This window comes from Enterococcus sp. HY326, from assembly GCF_026157065.1.
Classification (GTDB): domain Bacteria; phylum Bacillota; class Bacilli; order Lactobacillales; family Enterococcaceae; genus HY326.
Genome location: NZ_JANLGQ010000001.1, coordinates 308554 through 331969, shown reverse-complemented (window position 1 = coordinate 331969; position 23416 = coordinate 308554). Strand labels below are relative to the sequence as shown.

Below are 23416 nucleotides of genomic sequence, written 5' to 3'. Positions count from 1 at the left end.
GGTAATTATAAATTGTGTGGAGGGAAATCCCGTGGAACTTTTTGAAAGTATGAAACAAAAAATCGCAGACCGTAACATTAAAATCGTTTTTCCAGAAGCAACTGATCCTCGTATCTTAGGCGCTGTAGCTCGTCTATACGCTGAGGAATTATTGGAACCGGTTTTAATCGGTAACAAAGAAGAAATCGTTGCAGCCGCTCATGACCGTGGCTTGAAAACGGAAAGATTTACCATCATTGACCCAGACAAATTTGATCGTTGGGACGAAATGGTTGAGTCCTTCGTAGAACGCCGTAAAGGGAAAGCGACAAAGGAAGATGCTGAAAAGATTTTAAAAGACGTCAATTACTTTGGTACGATGTTGACTTACATGGGCATTACCGATGGTATGGTCAGCGGAATCATTCATTCAACGGGTGAAACTGTGCGTCCTGCCTTACAAATTATTAAAACAAAACCAGGTATCAGCCGCACAAGTGGCGCAATGCTAATGGTTCGTGGCCGTGACCAAGAAAAATATATTTTCTCTGACTGCGGTATCAATATTAATCCAAATGCACAAGAGTTAGCTGAAATTGCAGTGGATTCTGCCAAGACTGCTACCTTGTTTGACATCGACCCTAAAGTAGCTTTACTCAGTTTCTCAACAAAAGGTTCAGCGAAATCACCAGAAGTCGATAAAGTGATTGAAGCAACTAAATTAGTCCATGAAATGGCTCCTGATTTAAAAGCTGACGGCGAATTACAATTTGACGCCTCTTATGTTCCTTCAGTAGCAGCTTTAAAAGCGCCAAATTCTGAAGTGGCCGGCCAAGCAACTGTCTTTGTTTTCCCAGATTTACAATCAGGAAACATTGGCTACAAAATCGCCCAGCGTTTCGGTGGCTTTGAAGCAATCGGACCAATCCTGCAAGGCTTAAATAAACCAGTTTCCGATTTATCTCGGGGAGCGAACGAAGAAGACGTTTATAAACTGGCAATTATCACCGCAACTCAAACACTTTTGGACTAAAAAAGATCAAAACGGTTAGCTGTGAGCTAATTTGCACCAATTTAAGGGAAATCGGTAATTTTGTAGGCAAACCTGTCACGAAAAAACCGCTCTTTTCACTAATTGGCTGTTGAAATTAGCCCGCAGCTTTTTTTGCGGAATGAAAGTAGTTTATCTTTTCGGTCAATCCGTGCTATGCTAGGAAAAATTGGATGCGCTAAGGAGAAAATTATGCTGCTTAAAAATTTAGAAGATACTGAAAAATTAGCGGAAATTATCGGCCAAGTTGCTGCAGCCGGTGACAATTTGGTGTTGACCGGTGATTTAGGCGCTGGTAAGACAACCCTGACCAAAGGGATTGCCAGCGGCTTAGGCATCCCTCAGATGATAAAAAGTCCGACCTACACCATCATTCGAGAATATGAAAACGGCCGCCTGCCACTTTATCACATGGATGTCTATCGCTTAATGGGACAGACGGATGATCTCGGCTTAGACGAATATTTTGAAGGCGAGGGCTTATCAGTCATTGAGTGGGGCACTCTTTTAGAAGATAATCTGCCGGAGGATTATCTTGAATTAATTATCGAAAAAAATCAGCAGGACGAAAATCAACGACAAATTGATTTTCAAAGTAACGGCGCAAAAAGCCTCGACTTTGAAAAAAGAATTTTTGCCAAAATTGAGAAATCAGAATTGCTGTCAGCGGATTAAATAAAAAAAAGCGCCCCTCAAAGGTTAGGCTTAAAACTAACCTTTGAGGGGCACTTCATATGTCTTAGCCTTTTTTAGTTTTCGGAGCTTGGCGATGGCGCCGGCGAATAAAACCATACAGTAAAACCAATAAAAGCACAGCCGCAATCGCTGCAATGGCTTTTTCATGGGAGCCATTAAAAATCGCATCGCCACCAAAGGCATAGAGATAAGAACTAGGCAAACAGCCTAAGACAATAGCTGCCAGTAATGCGGGAAATTTAAATTTTAAATGAGCCGCAGTATAATTCACTAAAAAAGAGGGGATAAAGGGCACCATGTAGCCAATGGTCACCCCAACTAAAGGATATTTAAAATTAGAAATATCATCCATAATATGGGCAATTTTCTGAGTATCTTTAGAGACTCCAAATTTTTTAGTCACCAGCGTGCTAAGTAAATTGCCGCCGACATTGCCGACTAAATTAATTGCTAAGCCCCACAGAGGTCCATAACAGACCCCCGCAAAAATACAGACCACGGAATTCGGCACTCCTGGCACAGCGCACATCACCATAATTAAGGCAATCAGCACAAAACCATCACCAAACCGATGAGCTCGAAAATCCGCCAGCAATTCCTTTGAAGAAATTTGTGGATGAAGCAAATGAACAAGTGCCTGATGATTGTCCCGCACAATCAAAAAGCCTAATCCCAAAATAAGTAAAAGGCCGAGCACTATCAGCCAGCGTTTTTTATGTTTCACAGTGTACCCCCTTTTCTAAGTAAGCCTTCACAAACTCAAATATAAATTTACTCTGCATGACTAAGCATGTTATATAAATAAGAAGTTGAAAAAAATGTGTCTTCTATTTAAATAAAAGTCCTTTTCCTCAGTTTACCAAATTATTCCCTTGAGCTAAAATAAATTATCAAGGCAATTGGAGGTAAAACATGGCAGAAGAAATTGAAATCACCATCAGAGAGGCTGTGCCGGAAGATGCAGCAGAAATTTTAACCCTCAGTAAAAAAATCGGTGGCGAAACCGATTTTCTCGTGATGGATGAAACCGGCTTGAATTTAACTGAAGAACAAGAAGCTTTACAGTTAGCGGCAATTTATGAAAGCGAGAATAATGTCTTGTTTGTCGCACTAGCCAACGAAGCAATCGTCGGCTTGGCTTCCATCCACAGTGATAGCTCGCCGAAGATTGCCCACATCGGCGAAATCGGTATCAGCATTCTAAAAGAATTTTGGGGAATTGGTTTGGGAACAGCCTTATTAGAGGAGTTAATTTTCTGGGCTCAAGAAACTGAAATAATTCGCCGACTAGAATTAACCGTTCAGGCCCGTAATCAACGGGCCATTAATCTCTATCAAAATTTTGGCTTCCAGCAAGAAGCCGTGATGGAAAGGGGAGCGGTTACGGCAGAAGGCAAATTTTTAGATGTTTGGTTGATGAGTAAAATGATTGATTGAAATTGTGTTATGTTTTTAAAATTCCACTGCAAGCACCAGTATTTTGGTGTATAATGTAGAGCAGATTGAAAAAAACATACCTATTAAATACAAGAAAAGCTTGAGGAGAGATGCAGCATGATTGATTTACATTGTCATATCTTGCCGGATGTTGACGATGGCGCCCAAACGATTCAAGACAGTCTCGACATGGGTCGCAAGGCAGTCAGCCAGGGAATCACCCACATTCTATGCACCCCCCATCACCACAATGGTGTTTATCTGAACTACGCTTCTGATATTATTCGCAAAGTTGGCGAGTTACAAGAAGTTTTTGATGACAACCAGATTGATATTATTTTGATGGAAGGTCAGGAAGTGCGGTTGTTTGGCGATTTACTGCCAGCCATCAATAAAGGTGAAATTTTATTCACCGATTTGGACAATACATATATTTTGATTGAATTTCCTTCAACAGAAATCCCCAATTACGCCGAAGAAGTTTTCTATGAACTCTTGAGCCGTGGAAAAGTCCCAGTGATTGTGCATCCAGAACGGAACGCTGGATTCAGAGAAGATATCACCCGGTTAGAACCTTTTATTGAAATGGGAGTGCTGACTCAGCTGACTGCCCCAAGTATTGTCGGGAAATTTGGAAAATCCATTAAGAAAACTGCAATTGATATGATGGACCGCAACCTTTTGCACATGGTTGCTTCAGATGCTCATGGGATTAACCGCCGCAATTTTTATTTGCAGGAGGCCTATGAGGAAATTGCTAAGCGATATGGTCAAGAAAAGGTCGACGAGATGATGGAAATCACTAGGAACTTAGTTAATGGTGATCCAGTCGATATTCCGGAAATCAAGAAAGTTAAGAAAAGTCTTAGCTGGTTTTAAAAAGTAATAACAGAACTTAAAAAAAAATTAAGATTCTACATATCAGCAAAATCCACCGATTAATTCCTCGAAAACTAAGGAGTTAGTCATAATTACTATTTTTTACTTCAAAAAACCTGTTTTATATAAAGAACAATTGTTTTTCTGAAGTTTTTTAAATCTGATTTACATTGACAAAGGTTTTTCACCAAAGTAGAATTGTTATGGTATGCCTGTAGATATGAGTAGATAACACGAAATTAACTTATGACAAATGAAAATGGATGAAATAATAGTTTCATTTTCGAAAAATAAATAATTTTTGTAGGAGTGAAGTGAATGAAGTCGTCCTTCCTGAGAACGGTCTTAGTAGGGGTCATTATTATAGCTTCGGTAGGTACTTGTTTTATTGGGTATCGAAGCTATGCTAGCCGAATTAATCAAGCAAGGGTAGAACATGCTGAAAGTAGTGCAGATGAAAGTGCCGCAACCATCGCTGCCTTAACTGCCACAGTCAACGGCTACTTTACCGATGAAAATCAACAGTTTATAACAGCGGGTGTTACAGTTGATACTATTAATCAAGGTATTACCCAACTAAATCAAATTTTAACCTCAAGTTCTGACTTTGATATTTCTGACAGTGACTCGCCAAGCTCACTACAAGATATTGCCAATCAAAAAACAGCTTTATTGGCTTTATCACAACAAGCCTTAGACAAGGTACGGATGCAAGATTCCATCAACGCTCTTTTCTCAGTCGCTCCAAGTGATTGGGTAAATTATGCTGAGGGCACAGTAATGCGGGATGATTTAACCGCCGATGAAGTTGCTGGTGTCCAAGCAGAAGTTGCCAGCTTTGAAGATGGTGCTTGGAAAGAATTAGCCAATGCATATCTTAATCACGTATCTGAACAAGTCACAACAGTGGATACCATTCGTGCAGAGTTCAATAATTTAATGGCTGATGGTGCTTTAATCAACGATGCCGATTATGATAATTACTATTCGTTACAAAGCAGTATCGGCAATGTTGCCAACACTAATATTCGTGGCGAATTGGAAGATCAGTTAGCTACTTTATTAAGTCTATTGGGAGGAAGCGCAAGTTCGAGCAGCAGTTCTTCAAGTAGCTTGTCTGACAGCAGCTACGGTACTAGCTCCAGTTCAACAGATTACGGAACTACTTACAATTATTAATTTAGTATGCAATTCATACAAGAGAGAGAGATAAGATGGAAGAGACAATTAGTTTAAGGGAAATATTTAACATTTTGAAAAAACGTCTGGCATTGATTATCACCTTGACCTTTGTCGGGTTAGGGCTTGCCAGTGTAGTAACCTTCTTTGTAATTACACCTGAATACAGCTCACGGTCGCAGATTATTGTGACTTTACCGCAAAATGCTTCAGGCACCACCACTGTCAATGATGTCAATACGAATTTACAAATGATTAATACTTATACTGAGTTAATCACTAGTGATCGAGTGATTGACGCTGTGCAACAATCTTTATCTGAAGAATATGGTTATGATTTATCTACATCAGATTTAAGAGAAGCCATCTCAGTTGTCCAAAATACTGATAATTCTTTGATGTTTTATATTCAAGCTTTAACTGATGACCCAGTAATGTCGCAAAATATTGCAAATGTCACTTCTAATATTTTTCAAACCACAGCAGCAGAAGTTTTGAACAATACAATTGATCAGATTTCGATTATTTCTTCGGCTCAAGCTGAAATGTCTCCTGTATCTCCAAACAACACAAGAAACCTTCTGATTGGCATTGTTCTTGGTTTTATCCTAGGAGTTGGTTTGGCTTTCTTATTTGAATTACTTGATCGAACTGTTAAAGATGATCGCTTTGTAACAGAGAATCTTGGCTTTACAGTTCTAGGAGTGGTACCTAATATGGCTGCCAAAGAATTAAATTCTTCTATTAAAAAAGCGACAACAATTAATCAATCAACTGAAACAGGTACAGGACCGTCAATACAACCTGGTACTCCACAAACTCAGAGCTCAAGCTCCGAAAATATCAATGAAGAAATCTCAAGAAGAACACGACGACGGGTGTAGGAGGATATCATGGCAAAAAAGCATAATAAAGAACAAGAAACTTCTGCAGTAAGCTTGATTAGTATGGTGGATCAAAGCTCGCCGATTACCGAACAATATCGGACAATTAGAACGAATATTCAATTCTCATCTTCTGCAGATAAACGAATTAAAACTATTGTTATCACCTCATCGGGACCGGGAGAAGGAAAGTCAACAACTTCGGCTAATTTAGCGGTCGTATTCGCAAATTCTGGACAAAGAACATTATTAGTTGATGCAGATATGCGGAAGCCAACCGTTCACAAATCATTTGGATTAACTAACAATCGCGGTTTAAGCACTATTTTGAGTACAGAAACGCAAGTTGGTGATGTGGTCAATGCTACTCATGTTCCTAACTTATTTGTAGTAACTAGTGGAATTAAACCACCAAATCCTTCAGAATTATTAGGCTCTGTAAGATTTGATGTGGTGATGGATGAATTAAGTCGTTTGTATGACATTATCATTTTCGATATGCCGCCTGTTGTTACCGTAACGGATGCTCAAATCGTATCGTCTAAGGCAGATGGAACTATCTTAGTAGTACGTGAAGATGTAACTAGAAAAGATGCTGTGATGAAAGCTAAAGAATTACTTGAATTAACAAAAGCACATGTTCTTGGAGTTGTTTATAACGGCTCTAAGGACGCTAGTGATAAGGGATACTACTATTATTACGGAAATTAGAATTGTGTAAGATTGTGTGGAGGCGGACAAGTTGTTCGAGTTAACAAGAAAAAGAAAAATATTTATTTTAGTTGCATTGGATTCAATTCTGATTGCTATCGCAAACTTGGCATCGTATTTATTTATGATGCCTTTTGTTCGTCTACCATTGAACACCGTTTGGATATCAATACTTTCGTCTGTTATATTTTACTTGTTTTATGGTAGCATTTTTAAAGTTTTTACAAGAATAAATCGTTATACAAATGTACGTGAGATGGTAGCAATATTTGTTGCAAGCTCTTTAAGTGCTGCATCGACTTTTATTGTTTTACTATTTATAAACGATGGGTACAGTAAACGAACAATCCTTTTCACTTTCTTATTAGAAACTTTTTTGATAATCGCAAGTCGAATTTTATGGCGCCTCTTTGTTGAGTCTAGGAACATGAGAAGCAACGGTTCGATTAAAGCTCATAATACATTAATTGTGGGGGCTGGTGAAGGTGGACGAATTCTATATAATAGTTTAGTCGGATCTAAAACAGCTGGAGATATTAACGTTGTAGGTTTCGTCGATGATGATCCCAATAAAAAGTCCACATATTTATCTGGAGTAAAAGTTTTGGGTAGTATAGTGGATTTACCCCTATTTATTAAAGACAATGATGTTGATATGGTCACAATTGCTATTCCGTCTATTCCAAGAACTCGTATAAGAGAAATTTTTGAGCAAGTAGAAGATCTTAAGGTTAAGGTTAATACGATGCCATCGATGGAAGAGTTGGCTGTCGGAAAAATCAATGTTTCTCGCTTGAAAGAAATTGATGTAGTGGACTTGTTAGGGAGAGAAGAAGTTCAATTAGATATTGTTGCTATTAAAGATCAGCTAACAGACAAAGTGATACTTGTAACTGGTGCCGGAGGCTCAATAGGCTCAGAAATTTGTCGTCAGGTTATCAAATTCAATCCTAAAAAACTAATTCTACTTGGACATGGTGAGAATTCAATTTATTTGATTGATAGAGAATTAAATAATAGATATCGAGATAAGGTTACAGCTATTGTGCCAGTGATTGCTGACATTCAAGATAGAGATAAGATATTCGAAGTGATGAATCATTACAAACCTGATATTGTGTATCATGCCGCTGCACATAAACATGTCCCTTTAATGGAGTATAACGCGCAGGAAGCAGTTAAAAATAATATATACGGTACAAAAAATGTTGCAGAAGCTGCAAAATCATGCTATGTAAAAAACTTTGTAATGGTCTCTACTGATAAAGCTAACAACCCGCCAAATGTTATGGGTGCTACAAAAAGAATTGCTGAGATGATTGTTACGGGTCTAAATCAAGAAGGACACACTAAATTTTCAGCGGTTCGATTTGGAAATGTATTGGGATCTAGAGGTAGTGTGATTCCGGTTTTTAGAGAACAAATTGCAAATGGCGGACCGGTTACTGTAACAGACTTTAGAATGACACGTTACTTTATGACTATACCAGAAGCTAGTAAGTTGGTTATCCAAGCTGGTGCTTTGGCAAAAGGTGGAGAAATTTTTGTTCTAGATATGAGTGAGCCAGTCAAAATAGTTGATTTAGCTAAAAATATGATTCGTTTGAGTGGATACTCTGAAGATGAAATTCAAATTATTGAAACTGGAATTCGACCAGGCGAAAAACTTTATGAAGAGTTATTATTAGATAAAGAACGAAACGATGAGGAAGTTTACGAAAAAATCTTTGTTGGGAATATTAAAGGATTCTCTTTAACTGAAGTTTTTAATTTTGTTGAGAATTTATCAGGAGACAATCAAGAGTTAGGAAAAAAAATTGTTGCTTTTGCAAATGCATCGAATAAGTAAGGAGAGATGAGAGTGTATAAAAATGGGATTAAGAGAGCAATTGATTTTGCACTTTCATTAGTTGGGATTATAGTTCTTTCACCTATTTTGGTAATTCTTTGTCTGGCAATAAAATTAGACTCAAAAGGCCCGATTATTTTTACACAAAAAAGGGTTGGCAAAAATAAAAAATGTTTCAACATTTACAAATTTCGAACCATGAAAATCGATACTCCTAAAGAGATGCCAACACATTTGTTAGAAAATCCTGATTATTTTATTACTAAAGTTGGAAAATTTCTTCGTAAAACTAGTTTGGATGAATTGCCACAATTATTTAATATAATTAAAGGAGACATGGCAGTAATCGGGCCTCGACCATCCCTTTGGAACCAATATGATTTGATTAAAGAGCGAGATAAATACCGAGCGAATGATATACGCCCTGGATTAACGGGACTTGCACAAATTAGTGGAAGAGATGAACTTGAAATAGCTCATAAGGCAAGAATTGATGGGGATTATACTGATAATTTGTCACTACTTTTAGATGCCAAGTGTTTTTTTGGAACTTTTAAAGCTGTTTTGAAGAAAGACGGTCATTTAGAGGGAGGAACAGGTACATTGACGAAGGATGAAGATTAATGAAAAAGATATTAATTACAGGCGAGAAAAGTTATATTGGAGACTCTTTTATCAAATGGGCAGAAAGTAATAAGAACAATTTTCAAATCGATGTTATAAGCGTGAGAGGGAATGATTGGAGAGATAAAGATTTTTCTTGCTATGACAGTATTTTTCATGTAGCCGGTATAGCTCATGCAGATGTTTCAAATGTCAATAATGCCACTAAAGAACTATACTATAAGATAAATTGTGATTTAGCGGTTGAAGTTGCAAATAAGTATAAAAAAGATTTATCTGATAAAAGCGGGCAATTCATCTATATGAGTTCTATTATAGTTTATGGTGAAGAAAATAGACTGAAAAAGGATCAAGTGATTACAGATAGAACTATTCCAAGACCAAGTAATTTTTATGGGGACAGCAAGTTACAAGCTGAGAAAAATTTACTTCCACTTAATGAAGAAAGTTTTAAAATGGTAATCTTACGCCCTCCAATGATATACGGACCGAAAAGCAAAGGCAATTTCCCTCAGCTAGTAAAGTTAGCAGAAAAAATTCCTATTTTTCCACAAATTAATAATAGAAGATCAATGCTTTTTATAGATAATCTATTTTTATTTCTAGAAGATATTATTGAAAATTTTAAAGATGGGGTTTTTTTTCCACAAAATGATGAATATGTGAATACCAGTTATCTTGTTAAGCTAATCTCTACAGAAAAAGGGAAGAAAATTTTTATTACTAGACTGCTAAATGGTTTTGTAATTTTGTTATGTATGTTCCCTGGGAAAATTGGTAAATTAAGCAACAAGGTGTTCGGGAATTTATGTTATGAGAAAAAGGCTAATCATCTGCAATTGATAGATTTTAGAACCAGTATAAAAAGAAGTTTGGAAATAAGTGATAATGAATAAAAAAATTTTAGTTGTATCTCAATATTTTTATCCAGAACAATTTAGAATTAATGATATATGTAAGACCTGGGTCAGCAGAGGCTATGATGTGACTGTACTAACAGGAATTCCAAATTACCCAAGTGGTGATTTTTTTAAAGGTTTCTCATTAAAAGAAAGAAGAAAGGAAGAATACGAGGGAGTTAATGTAATAAGAATACCAATTATACCTAGGAAGAAATCGAGTATTATGATGGCTTTAAATTACATTTCTTTTGTAATATCTGGATTCTTTTGGATGACAAAGAATAAAAAAAAGTTTGATTTAGTTTTTACCTATGAAGTTTCCCCAATGACACAAGCATTGTCTGGTGTGAGAATTGCAAAAAAAATGAATATCCCTCACTACATATATGTCTTGGACTTATGGCCAGAAAATTTTGAAATAATAACGGGCATAAAAAACAAATTAGTAATTGGAATCCTTGATAAGATGGTAAATTATATATATCGTAATTCCAAATTGATTTTCACCGCATCAAAAAGTTTTAAAAAAAATATACAAAACAGAGGTTTTGTACAAGAAAAAATAATCTTTTGGCCTCAATATGCAGAAGAGTTTTATAAGCCAGTTATAAATAAACTAGATGAAAATCCACAATTAGGTATTAAAAATATTGTTTTCGCGGGTAATGTTGGTTTTGCACAAGGCCTAAATATTTTATCAGAGGTTTTAAAAAAAATCGCTGACGAAAAACTAAAAGTAAAATTTCATATTGTGGGCGATGGTCGATTCAAAAATCAGTTGATGAGCGAGATTAAGGAGAAAGGGTTAGAAAATTATATTGTTTTTTATGATTCAATTCCAGCTGAAGATATTCCTGATTTATTTGCTTCATTTGATTTCTCTTTTATCAGTCTCAACAAAAACAATATTTTTTCAATGACAATCCCGGCTAAATTGCAGTCGAGTATGGCCTGTGGAATTCCAATATTGTTGTCTGCAGATGGAGAAGTAAGTGAAATAATTAGAAGCTCTAAAAGTGGTTTTTGTAGTGGGGCCGGCGATGTTGAGGGTCTTTTTCAAAATATTCGTCTAATAAGTCAATTATCCACTAAGGAAATAACTGAGTATGGTAAAAATTCTCGAGAATATTACGAGAAAAATTTCGAAAAAAAAATGTTGATGGATATGATGGATAATTATTTTATGGAGGGTTAATAATGTTTACAAACAAAACACTGCTAATAACCGGCGGTACCGGTTCATTTGGTAACGCAGTAATGAAAAGATTTTTAGATTCTGATATTAAAGAAATCCGTATTTTTTCTCGCGATGAGAAAAAGCAAGACGATATGAGAAAAAAATATAACAGTGATAAATTAAAGTTTTACATAGGGGATGTCCGTGATATAAATAGTGTGAAAAATGCTATGTACGGGGTAGACTATGTTTTTCATGCGGCCGCTTTAAAACAAGTACCTTCATGTGAATTTTTCCCAATGGAAGCAGTAAAGACCAATATAATGGGTACCGATAACGTTGTAACTGCCGCTGTAGAGATGGGAATAAAAAAAGTTATTTGCCTTTCTACTGATAAAGCAGCATATCCCATCAATGCAATGGGGATATCAAAGGCAATGATGGAGAAAGTTTTTGTTGCTAAGGCTAAAACAGTTAGCGAAAATCAAACAACAATTTGTGGAACTCGATATGGGAATGTTATGGCATCTCGGGGTTCTGTGATTCCTCTCTTTATAGATCAAATTAAGTCCGAAAAGCCACTAACAATTACTGATCCAGAAATGACCAGATTTTTAATGAGCCTGGAGGAAGCAGTTGATTTAGTTGTTTTTGCTTTTGAGAATGCTCAGGCCGGCGATATCATGGTTCAAAAGTCACCAGCTTCAACAGTCGGTGATTTAGCGCTGGCAGTTAAAGAATTATTTAATGTCGATAATGATATTCACATTATTGGAACTCGACATGGTGAAAAGAAATATGAGACTTTATTAACCAAAGAAGAATTCTTAGTTTCAAAAGATATGGGTGATTTCTATCGAGTTCCTGCTGATACGAGAGATTTAAATTATGATAAATATTTTGTTGATGGTAGTCAAAAGTTGACTGAAGAAGGGGAGTATAATTCAGACAATACTAGAAGACTAACCGTTGACGAAATCAAAGAAAAACTTTTGGCTTTAGACTATGTAAAAGAAGAACTGAAAGCGTGGCAAGATAGATGAATATTCTAGTAACAGGATCAAACGGATTTGTTGGAAAAAACTTGCTAGCAGAATTGAAAAATCAAGGGTTTGAAAATATTTTTTGTTTTGATAAGAACACACCAGAGTATATGTTAGATGAGTTTTGTAATAAAGCTAATTTTGTATTTCATTTAGCAGGGGTTAATAGACCAGAGACAGAAGAGGAATTTATGGATGGGAATTTTGGATTTACTTCTATATTACTTAATAAGTTAAAGGAATACAACAATACTTGTCCTGTTATGATATCCTCATCAATTCAAGCAGCTTTAAAAAATCCTTACGGGGAGAGTAAAAAAGCTGGAGAAGACCTGCTCAGAAATTATCAAAGTGATACAGGTGCTCAAGTTTATATTTATCGATTTTCTAATTTATATGGTAAATGGTCACAGCCAAATTATAATACAGTAGTTGCAACTTTTTGCTACAAAATTGCACGAAGTGAAGAAATTGTAGTAAATGATCCTAACGCTGTTATTGAGCTTTCATATATTGATGATGTAGTAAAAGAACTAATCCGTTGTTTAAATGGTAATCCTACAACAGCAGACGGGTTCTGCTATGTTCCAGAAATTGATAAGATATCTGTCGGTGAATTAAAGGGATTAATTTTATCTTTTAAAGAAAGCAGAAAGAATCTTTCCCTCCCCAATTTTTCTGATAGAATTGAGAAAAACTTATACAGTACATATTTAAGTTTTTTACCTGAAGATGATTTCTCATACGATTTAAAGATGAATGTTGATCAAAGGGGTTCGTTTACTGAGTTTTTACGCACGAAAGATCGTGGACAAGTTTCAATCAATATTTCGAAACCTAATATTACCAAAGGAAATCATTGGCATCATACGAAAAACGAGAAATTTTTGGTTGTTAGTGGGACTGGAGTAATTCGTTTTCGAAAGATTGATTCGAGCGAAATTATCGAGTATTTTGTTTCTGGTGAGAAATTGCAAGTAGTAGATATTCCAGTTGGTTATACTCATAATATTGAAAATTTAGGGACTAGTGATATGGTTACGGTCATGTGGGTAAACGAATCTTTCAATCCAGATGAACCTGACACCTATTTTGTGGAGGTTTAACCGTGAAAAAATTAAAAATCATGACAGTAGTTGGAACAAGGCCAGAGATTATTCGTCTTTCAGCCGTAATAAATAAACTCGAAAATTCTGAAGCTGTTGAGCATATATTAGTCCATACTGGACAAAATTATGATTATGAATTAAATGAAGTTTTTTTTGAAGATTTCAATTTAAAAAAACCAGATTATTTTTTAAATGCAGCAGTAGGTACAGCTATTGAAACAGTTGGGAATATTTTAATCAAGATTGACCCAATTCTTGAAGAAGTAAAGCCAGATGCCTTCTTAGTATTGGGCGATACAAATAGTTGCTTATGTGCGATAGCAGCGAAACGACGTCATATTCCAATTTTCCATATGGAAGCCGGCAATCGCTGTTTTGATCAGCGGGTTCCTGAAGAAACCAATCGGAAAATCGTAGATCATACTGCGGACATTAATTTAACCTATAGCGATATTGCTAGAGAATACTTACTTAGAGAAGGGTTGCCAGCGGATAGAATCATAAAAACTGGTAGTCCTATGTATGAGGTATTAGCTAGTAGAAGAGCTGATATAGATAACTCTTCAATCTTAAGTGAACTAGGACTTGAGGAGGGAAAATATTTCTTAGTTTCTGCTCATCGAGAAGAGAACATTAATTCAGAAAAAAACTTTTTAAGTTTAGTGGATACGTTAAATACAATTGCTGACAAATACAAATTTCCAATCATCATCAGTACTCACCCAAGAACCATGAAGATGATCAAAGAAAAGAAAATTGTCTTTCATAATTTAATTCAAACAATGAAACCTATGGGATTCAACGATTATAACCAGCTTCAAATTAATGCAAAAACTGTCCTAAGTGATAGTGGTACAATAAGTGAAGAGTCTTCAATCATGCACTTCAAAGCTCTAAATATTCGTCAAGCTCATGAAAGACCTGAAGCAATGGAAGAAGCAGTTGTTATGATGGTTGGTTTGGATAAAGAACGTATTTTGCAGGGTTTAGAAGTATTAGAAACTCAAGGAGAAAATACTTTGAGAGAAGTTGCTGATTATTCAATGCCTAATGTATCAGAAAAAGTATTGAGAATAATTTTATCTTATACAGATTATGTGAATCGTGTGGTGTGGGAGAAATGAAAGCTTTAAAAAATATAATCATTTTTTATGATAACTATTCCGATGTTACTGATTACCTATCAGAGATGAAAAAACAAGATAGAAAATCAATAAATTTATTAATGACAATAATAATGAATAAGTATTCTGAAGTAGATGCTTCAAATTTAAATGAATATGTTAGGGGACTAGATTACCATTGTGAAATAATTTATCCAAAGAGTAATCTTGGTTATCTAAATGGTCTTCTAAATGGATACAGGAGTAGTCAATACAAAAAGATAATTAGTGATTGGGTTATTTTTAGTAATACTGATATTGTTATACCCGATAAGTTTTTCTTGCAAAAATTTTTTAATAATGAATATTCAGAAGATATATTCTGCGTTGCGCCGTCAGTTTATGTTCCAGAAAATAATGTGTATAGTAATCCACAATATTTGAAAAGATATACAAAAAAATATTTGGAAAAACGTGTAAAAATTTTTTCACACCCTACTTTGGCTTATTTCTATTTTAGAATGTCTAAGTTAAAAATTTTTTTTAAAGCAAGCAAAAAAAAAGAAAGTACTTTTGTATATTCTGCACACGGCTCTTACTTCATCCTGAGATCTAAATTTTTAGATAATTTAAAAAAAGATTATATGTCTTTACTTTATAGCGAAGAGGCATTTATCGCCGAAGAAATCAGATTGAAATCAGGTAAGATATTTTATGATTCCTCAATTGAGGTAGAACATCATGAAAGTCAAGTTACTAGTAAGCTTGATTTAAACAAGAAGTCGTATTACATTTCAGAATCGTTAAAAAAGATTATCGGTGAATATTTTGACTAAAAAAAATAAAGTTATATATGTTGCAAATATAGAGTATGATAAATTTAGTGGAATATATAAAAAAATTGAATCTCATGCTTTGGTATTAAGCAGAATATTTGGTGAATGCGTGATTTTATGTAAAAAAAAAGAACAAATAGTCTTTATTGTATTCAAAAATGGGCTGTTTGATAAACTCAATGAGCTAAAAATTGAGTTTTCAATTGGAAAATTGAATAAACTTGCTAATCAGCTTGTAGATGATGGGGAATCTAGATTACTATATTATAGACATACTCTGAGACCTTCGTATAGACAGCTTTTGCTTTTCAGAAGTGCAAAGAAAAAAGACATGAAAATTATTTATGAAATCCCAACCTATCCTTTTTTTAAGGAACAACTATCTGTTGCCAAAAGACCCTACTTAACTTTTTTTAAATTAGTATTAGAAATTATGTTTTTCCCTTATTTATTTAAAAAAAGCACAATAATACCTATTCTATTAAGTAATTCAAAAAAGAAAATATTGAAGAAAATGTATCCTATTACAAATGGGGTAAATCCTGAAAACTACCACGAAAGAATTGTATCTTTTAAGGAGAAAAAAGAAATTAATTTCATCGGAGTGGGAACTCTGTATGGTTATCATGGATTTGATCGTCTTATTAGAGCAATATCTAATGAGAATATGTTGGGAAATGGAAAGCGATATTTTTTTCATATTGTTGGAGATGGTCCAGAAATAGAGAAATTAAAAAAATTGGTAAAATCGTTAAATATGCAGTCACTAGTTCTTTTTCATGGAAGATTAAGTGGGGAAAACTTGGATCAAGTTTTTGATAAATCAGATATAGGTGTTAGTGCTTTAGCCCTGTATGAAAGATCAGCTGATATAGATACCACATTAAAACTTATTGATTATTTATGCCGAGGCTTTCCTTCAATTTCAAGCGATGAAGAAGGGTTGTCGAAAACTATTGATTCTATTTTCACTGTTTCCAATGATGACATAGGAATCAATCTAAATAATATTGAAGCCTGGTATTCAGAATTGAGTAAACGAAAATTACAAAAAAATCAAAAAAAGTTTTTAGTTGAATTCTCATGGGAAAATATATTGGAAAGAATATTAAACAAAATAGGAGAAATCTAATTGAGAAAGACAATTTATGGAATGCTTTATTTTGCAATTTTATTATCTTTTGTTGATAATATTATCCCTATTTATGCATATTATACTTGGCAGTTTCTTATTGTTTTGGTTTTTTTCGCAATAATTTTACTGAATCGAAATAGAAATAAAGCCCAGTCTAACTTGGCTGTAAAATTCATGTGGATTTGGGTATTTTATTCGTGTTTGAGCTTGTTTTGGACAGGAGAAAAGCTGGATTATTTTTTACCAAACTTTAGGTTGCTTTTATTGGGTGCTATGATAACATTCACTTTTTTTAAAGTAGTTAATACCAAACAAATATTAAAGAATATTTTGATATGTGTTTTTATCGCTGTTATTTTTCATAACATATTAGGCTGGTATGAGTATTTTACTGGAAACTACCTATTTATTTCTGATAGTTATAAAGTATTATATCAATCTTTAAGACTACCCACATCGACGTTTTATAACACGAATGATTTTTCTACATTTTTGACTTTATCAATTTTTTTTATATTGTTGTTGAAGGAAATATTTGAGAAAAGGTATATGAAGTTAATAAGTGATTTCGTCATACTATCGAGTGTACTTTTGGTATATTTGGCTGGTTCACGAGCTAATCTTATCGGTTCTTTACTGGGAGTCGGCCTCGTATTTATCTATAAAGTGCTCGTTAGAAGAATTACAGTAAAAGAGCTATTGATTGTGATTTTTGGCTTATTTATTATAGTGATTTCATTTGGAGTTTGGATAAATGTTAACCAAGCTAATTTTCAAAATCTGGATTTTTCTAACCCGACTTCGGATTTGACTAGAATTAACTTAATAAAGAATGGACTGTATTTTCTCACAAAATCCTTTGGACTTGGAATTGGTGTAGGGAATATCGAATATATGATGCAATTCTATGCTATATATCCAACTTTTGGTTTATTACCAATTCATAATTGGTGGATAGAGATTCTTGTAACATCTGGTTTTTTAATTTTTATTTTTTATTTATATTTATACATTAAGATGTATATAAGATCGTTTCAAATGTTATATAAAAAAAGTAATAATGAAGTAAAAAGTTTCAAACTAAACTTGATTTTTTTAGGGTTGTTAAGTGCTTTTATTTTTTGTTCTATGAGTACTAGCTCGCTTTTTACAAGAGGATGGTTCTGGATGTTACACTCTTTAATTTACCTTATTTCGTACAATATTACAGTTGAAAAAGGAGGAGAAGATGAGAATTTGTTTCGTAAATGATGACTTTTTAACAGGTGGCGTTCAAAAATCGGTATCTGAAGTCGGACAGGAACTCTCAAAGAGTTATATAGTGTATTATTACCAGTTTTCACAAGATGAAAATAAAGTGAATTTGCCAAAACAATTTTTGTTCTCGGAAAGAGCTACTACCATAGATAAGAATCTTTTTTATAGAAAAATAAAAAAATATTCTGAATATCTTTTTACAAGACAATATAATTATACTAGCTTTAACAAGTATAGAATTCGTGAATTGTCCAATTTTTTAAAAAAAAAAGAAATAGATTTGGTAATATTAAATCAAGGTAACTCCGCTGCTTTAATACCTGAGTTAAAAAAAAGTTATTCGAAACCTAAGTATATTACTTGGATGCATAGTAACTTTGATGTCTATGTTAACAATTACTACAGAAGATTTAGTAAAAGTTTTATTCAGGGGTTAAAATATTCTGATGCGGTCGTTTGTTTAACTAACCATGATGTATTGGAAATTCAAAAAATTAATACTAAAGTTTTTCAAATCGATAATCCCAATCCGTTAAAAGAAGTTTCCATTTCTTCTCTTTCACAAAAGAAAATATCTTTTGTCAGCAGAATAAATTTTTTTATCAAAGGCTTTGATTTTTTATTTGAAATTGCTCGAAACATTCCTGAATCCTGGGTAATATCAATTGCTGGAGCAGGAAGTCAAGATGAAAAAGAAGATTTAATAGACCAGATTAGTGAAAAAGGTTTAATGAATAAAATAGATTTTGTTGGAGAATTGAACAGCTCACAATTAGTAAATTTTTATGTAGAGTCATCAATTTTTTTATCAACTAGTAGATGGGAAGGTTTTGGTGTTTCTATTGTCGAGGCAATGTCTTGTGGACTGCCTATTGTGTGCTTTGAAAATGAAGGCCCAAAGGAAATATTGAAAAATGGTAAATATGGCGTATTGATTGAAAAATATGATTTAAAGAGCATGCTTATTGAGTTAGACAAATTGATGAAGTCGATTGACTTGAGGAGAGAATATCAAAACTTATCATTAGTCCGTTCAAGGGACTTTCAACTCGGAGTAGTTAAAGAAAAGTGGTTAAGTGTAATCAATAGTATTGTAGGTGAAAAAAATTGAAAAAAGTTTTAGTAATCGTCGGTAATTATTCACCAAACCCCTCTTCAGTGGGTGCCACAATACGTCCATTACTACAATCGTTGGTTGATAAAGACTACAAGGTTAAAGTTATAACTAACAGAAAGAACAGCAATATTGCTAGTTTTGAAGTGGAGTCTGGTATAGAAATACATAGGGTTGATGATACACGACAATTAGTTAGAGATAAAATTGTAAACTCTAAAATTATGAAAAAAAAAATTCTTAACCCGGCTAAATACATCGCTTTGAAAAGTTTGGGATTATTTTTTTACGGCTTCTTAGGCTTATTTGAACCACAATATGAGTATGCTGGTTGGTTAGACAGTAAAATAATGAAGCTAGCTGAAGAATTAATAACAGATGGATTCACAACAGTATTAACTATATCTCACCCTTTTAAAAGTCATAAAATTGGTTTGAAATTAAAAAGAAAATACATGGACCGAATAAAGTGGTTCATGTATGAGTTTGATCCTCTTTCAATGAATGACTCGAACAAAAATAATTTAAAAAGAAATTGGAATTATAGACTCGAGCAAAAATGCATGGCTTTTTCGGATACAATTCTACTAACGCCGGAGCTGTATGCTAGTTATATCGCTACTCCATTTAAAAGATATGAATCTAAAATGTTTGAAGTACCATATCCCTCCCTCAATCCGAATGAATATGTTGATATACCTAAAGCTGATTTTTTTAGTGAAAATACTATAAATTGTCTTTTTTCAGGTAGGCTATATGAAAAAATTAGATCGCCACAAAAAGCGATTGAAATTTTCTTATCTCTTGATAGTTGCATTAGATTATACTTTATGACTGATATTGTGGGCAAGCGATTGGTTAAAAAGTATGATTGGTGTAATAAAATTGATATTATTGATTTTCTTCCTTTGGAAGAAAGTATTACTGTTCAAAAAGACGCAAATATATTTGTTAATATTGGAAATGAAACAGAGCATCAAGTTCCGGGAAAAATTTTTGAGCTAATGTCTTTAGGGAAGCCAATTATTCACTTTTGTTCAAGTGGACATGATACAAGCATAAAATATTTGAAAGATTATCCTTTGATATTGTTTGTTCCTTGGAACTTTGATATAGAAGAACAAAAAAGAAGAATCCAAAATTTTTGTTTTGAAAATAGATATAAAACTGTTTCCAAAAAAGAAATAGAAAAGCAGTTACCTAACTACATCTCTTCTTACAGTAAATCAAAGTTTCTATCAATTTTGATAGAAAGAGGTTCAAGATGAATAAAAATAAAAAAAGTATTTATACAGCATTAACCGCAAGCCTTTTAATTTTGATTAATGGACTTGCTGGGTTGATAATTACACGTTTGCTTATTAAGAATTATGGTTCAGATTTTAATGGTCTAAATTCTACTGTTTCTCAGTTTATTAACATGCTGATGGTTTTAGAAGGTGGTTTTACTTTAGCGACAAATGTCGCTTTATTTACTCCTATCTCAGAACGGAATATTGATTTAATAAACAAAATTATATCTTCTACAAACGTAATTTTTAAAAAAATTGGCGTATATTTCTTGCTTCTCGGGTTATTGTCTTCAACAATTTATATTTTTTTTATACAAACTAGTATATCAATGTTTATATCTCTAATGATTTTTTATATGGCTGTAATATCTTCAGCTTTTTCGTTATTTTATGCAACCAAATATCGAATAATGATACAGTCTGAACAGAAGGAGTACATTCTAAACAGCATTCAAATAGTGACAGTAGTACTAACCCAAATAGCAATTTTAGTCGTAATTTTAAGTCATGGAAATATCTTATTAGTTCGTGGTGCAACAATGTTTGGCTCCATTTTAAATAGTTTATTAATCGGTTATGTTTTTAAAAAGAATTATTCCCATCTATCTATAAATGTAAAACCCGACTTTAGTTTGGTGAAAGGAACTAAGGATGTCTTTATTCAAAAAATGACAGGGATGATTTATACTACAGCTCCTATACTATTTATATCTGCGAGTTCAGGTACAATTAGTGCAAGTATATATATGGTCTACAACAGTATTTTAAGCTTACTGAAGAATGCTGTATATGCATTTATAAATGCACCTCAAATAGGTTTTGGACAATTGTTTGTTCAAAAGGAAAAAAAATATATAAGCAAGATATTCTTACAATACGAATTAATTGTGATAATTATAGTTTCAATTCTTTTAACAACAACGTCAGTTTTAATTATTCCTTTCGTAAGAATTTATTCTTTTGGATTAACGGATGCAAACTATATTGATCCTAAAATTGCTCTACTAATGATATTGATTTCATATTTTGAGATACTTCATATTCCTAGTGGAAATATGATAAACATGTCCGGAAATTTTGGAATAGGGAAAAAAATTCAATTGCTTGCTTCTATTACACTTGTTTTTAGTTTACCGAGTTTTTATTTCATTTTTGGTTTCTATGGGATATTGATATCTGTTCTATTGGTTGCGTTTGAATTATGCATTTTAGAAATAGGCTACGTCCATATGAAACTTTTTGATAAAATAGTGCCTCGCTTCATAAGATTTTGGGTAATAAATATGATTTGTTCGCTTTTTCTTATTTTTTTTGAATTATGGCTTGACTTGAAAATAGACTCATATGTAAGCTTTTTTCTTTTTGGTATAGTATTAGTTGTTTTTAATTCGATAGTGTTGCTAATCGTTAATTTGATAGTGAACCCGGTGACTACAAAAGAAATTATTCAGCGACTACCGTTAAGTAGTTTAAAAAATAAAATTTGATAATGGTATAAGGAGAATTTTATGAAAATCTCAACATTCGGCCTAGGCTATGTCGGCCTGGCCAACTCATTACTCTTAGCACAAAAAGAAGAAGTAATGGCATATGATATTATTCCAGAAAAAATCTTGATGCTGCAAAAAGGAGTTTCACCTCTTGAAGATCAGGAAGTTCATGAGTTTTTAGAACGAGATGATTTGCAGGTTGAGTTCACCAATGACTTTGAGAAAGCCGTTTTATTTGGCGACTATCTGATTATTGCAACACCGACAGATTACGATGAAAAGAAAAATTATTTTGATACCTCTACAGTGGAAAATGTGATTGAACAAGCATTGGCAATTCGACCAGATGCTGTTTTTATCATTAAGTCGACTGTCCCAGTGGGCTATGTTGAAAGCATCAAAGAAAAATATCAGACAGAAAATATCATCTTCTCTCCTGAATTTTTGCGGGAAGGCAAAGCTTTATATGACAATCTATATCCGTCACGAATTATCGTTGGCGAATGTTCTGAACGTGGACAGGAAATTGCGGACATGTTTAAAGAGAACGCCTGTAAAGAAGATGTGGAAGTGTTGTTAACTCATTCAACCGAAGCAGAAGCCATTAAGTTATTTTCCAATACTTATCTAGCACTGAGAGTAGCCTATTTTAATGAGCTGGACACTTATGCGGAATCTCGGGGTCTGAATAGTAAACAGATTATTGAAGGTGTTGGGCTTGATCCGCGGATTGGCACTCATTATAATAATCCATCTTTTGGTTATGGTGGTTACTGCTTGCCAAAAGATACCAAGCAGTTGCGGGCTAATTATGATGAAGTACCCAACAATTTGATTGGTGCAATTGTTGAAGCTAATACCACAAGAAAGGATTTTATTGCGGAGCAGATTCTAGCAAGGAATCCCAAGCGAGTGGGAATTTATCGGCTGACGATGAAGGCACATTCGGATAATTTCCGCTATTCTTCGATTCAGGGGATTATGAAGCGGATTAAAGCAAAGGGCATTGAGGTCGTCGTGTATGAACCGACTTTGGATGCCGATGATTTTTATAATTCGAAGGTAATTAAAGATTTAGCAGAATTTAAAGAAATGTCGGATGTGATTGTCTCTAATCGCTTTGAGCCTGAATTGGCAGATGTGAAGGAGAAAGTTTATACTCGAGATATTTTCAACGAAAATTAAGTTAGTGAATAAAGGTGAATAGTAAATGGAAAATTTCTTTCATTTATTATTCATCTTTTTTGATGCACCATTCGGACTATCATCAGCCACCTTTCAGCAAAATTTCTAATCAAAAAATTTAAACAAACGATTTAAGAGCTGGTCTAAAGAAAGTTTAGACGGCTCTTTTATTTCACCAATTTTGCAATCATTACAGGGGCTTGACTTGTGGGGGAATCCTTGATTTCAGGTTTTCTTTTGAGGGGCTTTCGTGTATAATTATAGGAGTTATGATAGTGAGGCAGTGTGTTGTTTTATAGAAAACACTGAAGCGAGGAGATGCTAGCCATCTTTTTTATTTTGTGAAATGGCTGAAAGCATGACTAAATGAATGAAATGAAGGAGGAAAAACTTTGGCTGACGATAATAATAAAAAACCAGAGGAATCCTTTAAAGACAAAATTATGCAGTCTCTAAATGGTGGGACTGACAGTAATAATAGTGC

General features: G+C 33.8%; 22 protein-coding genes. 21 read left to right on the top strand and 1 reads right to left on the bottom strand.

Features of this window, described 5'->3' with window-relative positions:
* Positions 1–31 precede the first annotated feature (31 nt).
* Entirely contained in the window at positions 32–1012 is a 981-nt protein-coding gene (gene pta / locus ORH16_RS01635; RefSeq protein ID WP_265455640.1) for a phosphate acetyltransferase, read from the top strand.
* Between the two features lie 210 nt (positions 1013–1222).
* Positions 1223–1705 carry a tRNA (adenosine(37)-N6)-threonylcarbamoyltransferase complex ATPase subunit type 1 TsaE gene (gene tsaE / locus ORH16_RS01630; RefSeq protein ID WP_416207828.1) on the top strand — a complete coding sequence of 161 codons (483 nt, stop codon included), beginning with the start codon at positions 1223–1225 and terminating at the stop codon, positions 1703–1705.
* A gap of 64 nt (positions 1706–1769) precedes the next feature.
* Here the strand turns inward: tsaE and ORH16_RS01625 are convergent, their stop codons facing one another.
* Positions 1770–2450: a TVP38/TMEM64 family protein gene (locus ORH16_RS01625; RefSeq protein ID WP_265455638.1), complete on the bottom strand. Its 681-nt coding sequence runs from the start codon at positions 2448–2450 to the stop codon at positions 1770–1772.
* A 188-nt stretch (positions 2451–2638) separates the two neighbouring features.
* Here ORH16_RS01625 and ORH16_RS01620 point away from each other — a divergent pair, with 188 nt between their 5' ends.
* The 19 genes from ORH16_RS01620 (at position 2639) to ORH16_RS01530 (ending at position 22932) form a co-directional block, all read left to right on the top strand.
* Positions 2639–3163: a GNAT family N-acetyltransferase gene (locus tag ORH16_RS01620; RefSeq protein ID WP_265455637.1), complete on the top strand. Its 525-nt coding sequence runs from the start codon at positions 2639–2641 to the stop codon at positions 3161–3163.
* 117 nt (positions 3164–3280) lie between these two features.
* Positions 3281–4042 carry a tyrosine-protein phosphatase gene (locus ORH16_RS01615; protein WP_265455635.1) on the top strand — a complete coding sequence of 254 codons (762 nt, stop codon included), beginning with the start codon at positions 3281–3283 and terminating at the stop codon, positions 4040–4042.
* A gap of 318 nt (positions 4043–4360) precedes the next feature.
* On the top strand, positions 4361–5221 hold the full coding sequence (locus ORH16_RS01610) for a hypothetical protein (protein ID WP_265455634.1): 861 nt from the start codon (positions 4361–4363) through the stop codon (positions 5219–5221).
* A gap of 35 nt (positions 5222–5256) precedes the next feature.
* On the top strand, positions 5257–6105 hold the full coding sequence (locus ORH16_RS01605) for a YveK family protein (RefSeq protein ID WP_265455632.1): 849 nt from the start codon (positions 5257–5259) through the stop codon (positions 6103–6105).
* A 9-nt stretch (positions 6106–6114) separates the two neighbouring features.
* Entirely contained in the window at positions 6115–6816 is a 702-nt protein-coding gene (locus ORH16_RS01600; RefSeq protein ID WP_265455630.1) for a CpsD/CapB family tyrosine-protein kinase, read from the top strand.
* Between the two features lie 31 nt (positions 6817–6847).
* Positions 6848–8665 carry a polysaccharide biosynthesis protein gene (locus ORH16_RS01595; RefSeq protein WP_265455628.1) on the top strand — a complete coding sequence of 606 codons (1818 nt, stop codon included), beginning with the start codon at positions 6848–6850 and terminating at the stop codon, positions 8663–8665.
* Between the two features lie 12 nt (positions 8666–8677).
* Positions 8678–9289, top strand: coding sequence for a sugar transferase (locus ORH16_RS01590; RefSeq protein WP_322597276.1), 612 nt, complete (start codon positions 8678–8680; stop codon positions 9287–9289).
* Entirely contained in the window at positions 9289–10185 is an 897-nt protein-coding gene (locus tag ORH16_RS01585; RefSeq protein WP_265455625.1) for an NAD-dependent epimerase/dehydratase family protein, read from the top strand. Before ORH16_RS01590 ends, ORH16_RS01585 begins: the two co-directional genes overlap by 1 nt.
* Positions 10178–11386, top strand: a complete 1209-nt coding sequence (locus ORH16_RS01580) for a glycosyltransferase family 4 protein (RefSeq protein WP_265455623.1) — start codon at positions 10178–10180, stop codon at positions 11384–11386. The genes ORH16_RS01585 and ORH16_RS01580 overlap by 8 nt, the downstream gene beginning before the upstream one ends.
* 2 nt (positions 11387–11388) lie before the next feature.
* The gene (locus ORH16_RS01575) at positions 11389–12411 is read left to right on the top strand and encodes a polysaccharide biosynthesis protein (protein ID WP_265455622.1); all 1023 of its coding nucleotides are present in this window, start codon (positions 11389–11391) and stop codon (positions 12409–12411) included.
* Positions 12408–13517 (top strand): capsular polysaccharide biosynthesis protein CapF, encoded by a 1110-nt coding sequence (locus ORH16_RS01570; protein ID WP_265455620.1) that lies wholly within the window; start codon positions 12408–12410, stop codon positions 13515–13517. The genes ORH16_RS01575 and ORH16_RS01570 overlap by 4 nt, the downstream gene beginning before the upstream one ends.
* A gap of 2 nt (positions 13518–13519) precedes the next feature.
* Positions 13520–14644, top strand: a complete 1125-nt coding sequence (gene wecB, locus ORH16_RS01565) for a non-hydrolyzing UDP-N-acetylglucosamine 2-epimerase (protein WP_265455619.1) — start codon at positions 13520–13522, stop codon at positions 14642–14644.
* The gene (locus ORH16_RS01560) at positions 14641–15459 is read left to right on the top strand and encodes a hypothetical protein (RefSeq protein ID WP_265455618.1); all 819 of its coding nucleotides are present in this window, start codon (positions 14641–14643) and stop codon (positions 15457–15459) included. Before wecB ends, ORH16_RS01560 begins: the two co-directional genes overlap by 4 nt.
* On the top strand, positions 15452–16591 hold the full coding sequence (locus ORH16_RS01555; protein ID WP_265455617.1) for a glycosyltransferase: 1140 nt from the start codon (positions 15452–15454) through the stop codon (positions 16589–16591). Before ORH16_RS01560 ends, ORH16_RS01555 begins: the two co-directional genes overlap by 8 nt.
* Positions 16592–17845 carry an O-antigen ligase family protein gene (locus ORH16_RS01550; protein WP_265455616.1) on the top strand — a complete coding sequence of 418 codons (1254 nt, stop codon included), beginning with the start codon at positions 16592–16594 and terminating at the stop codon, positions 17843–17845. It begins immediately after the preceding gene.
* On the top strand, positions 17823–18962 hold the full coding sequence (locus ORH16_RS01545) for a glycosyltransferase (RefSeq protein ID WP_265455614.1): 1140 nt from the start codon (positions 17823–17825) through the stop codon (positions 18960–18962). Before ORH16_RS01550 ends, ORH16_RS01545 begins: the two co-directional genes overlap by 23 nt.
* Positions 18959–20233, top strand: a complete 1275-nt coding sequence (locus tag ORH16_RS01540) for a hypothetical protein (RefSeq protein WP_265455613.1) — start codon at positions 18959–18961, stop codon at positions 20231–20233. The genes ORH16_RS01545 and ORH16_RS01540 overlap by 4 nt, the downstream gene beginning before the upstream one ends.
* Positions 20230–21744: a hypothetical protein gene (locus tag ORH16_RS01535; protein ID WP_265455612.1), complete on the top strand. Its 1515-nt coding sequence runs from the start codon at positions 20230–20232 to the stop codon at positions 21742–21744. Before ORH16_RS01540 ends, ORH16_RS01535 begins: the two co-directional genes overlap by 4 nt.
* 21 nt (positions 21745–21765) lie before the next feature.
* Complete coding sequence (locus ORH16_RS01530) at positions 21766–22932, top strand: nucleotide sugar dehydrogenase (RefSeq protein ID WP_265455611.1); 1167 nt, start codon at positions 21766–21768, stop codon at positions 22930–22932.
* Positions 22933–23416 lie beyond the last annotated feature (484 nt).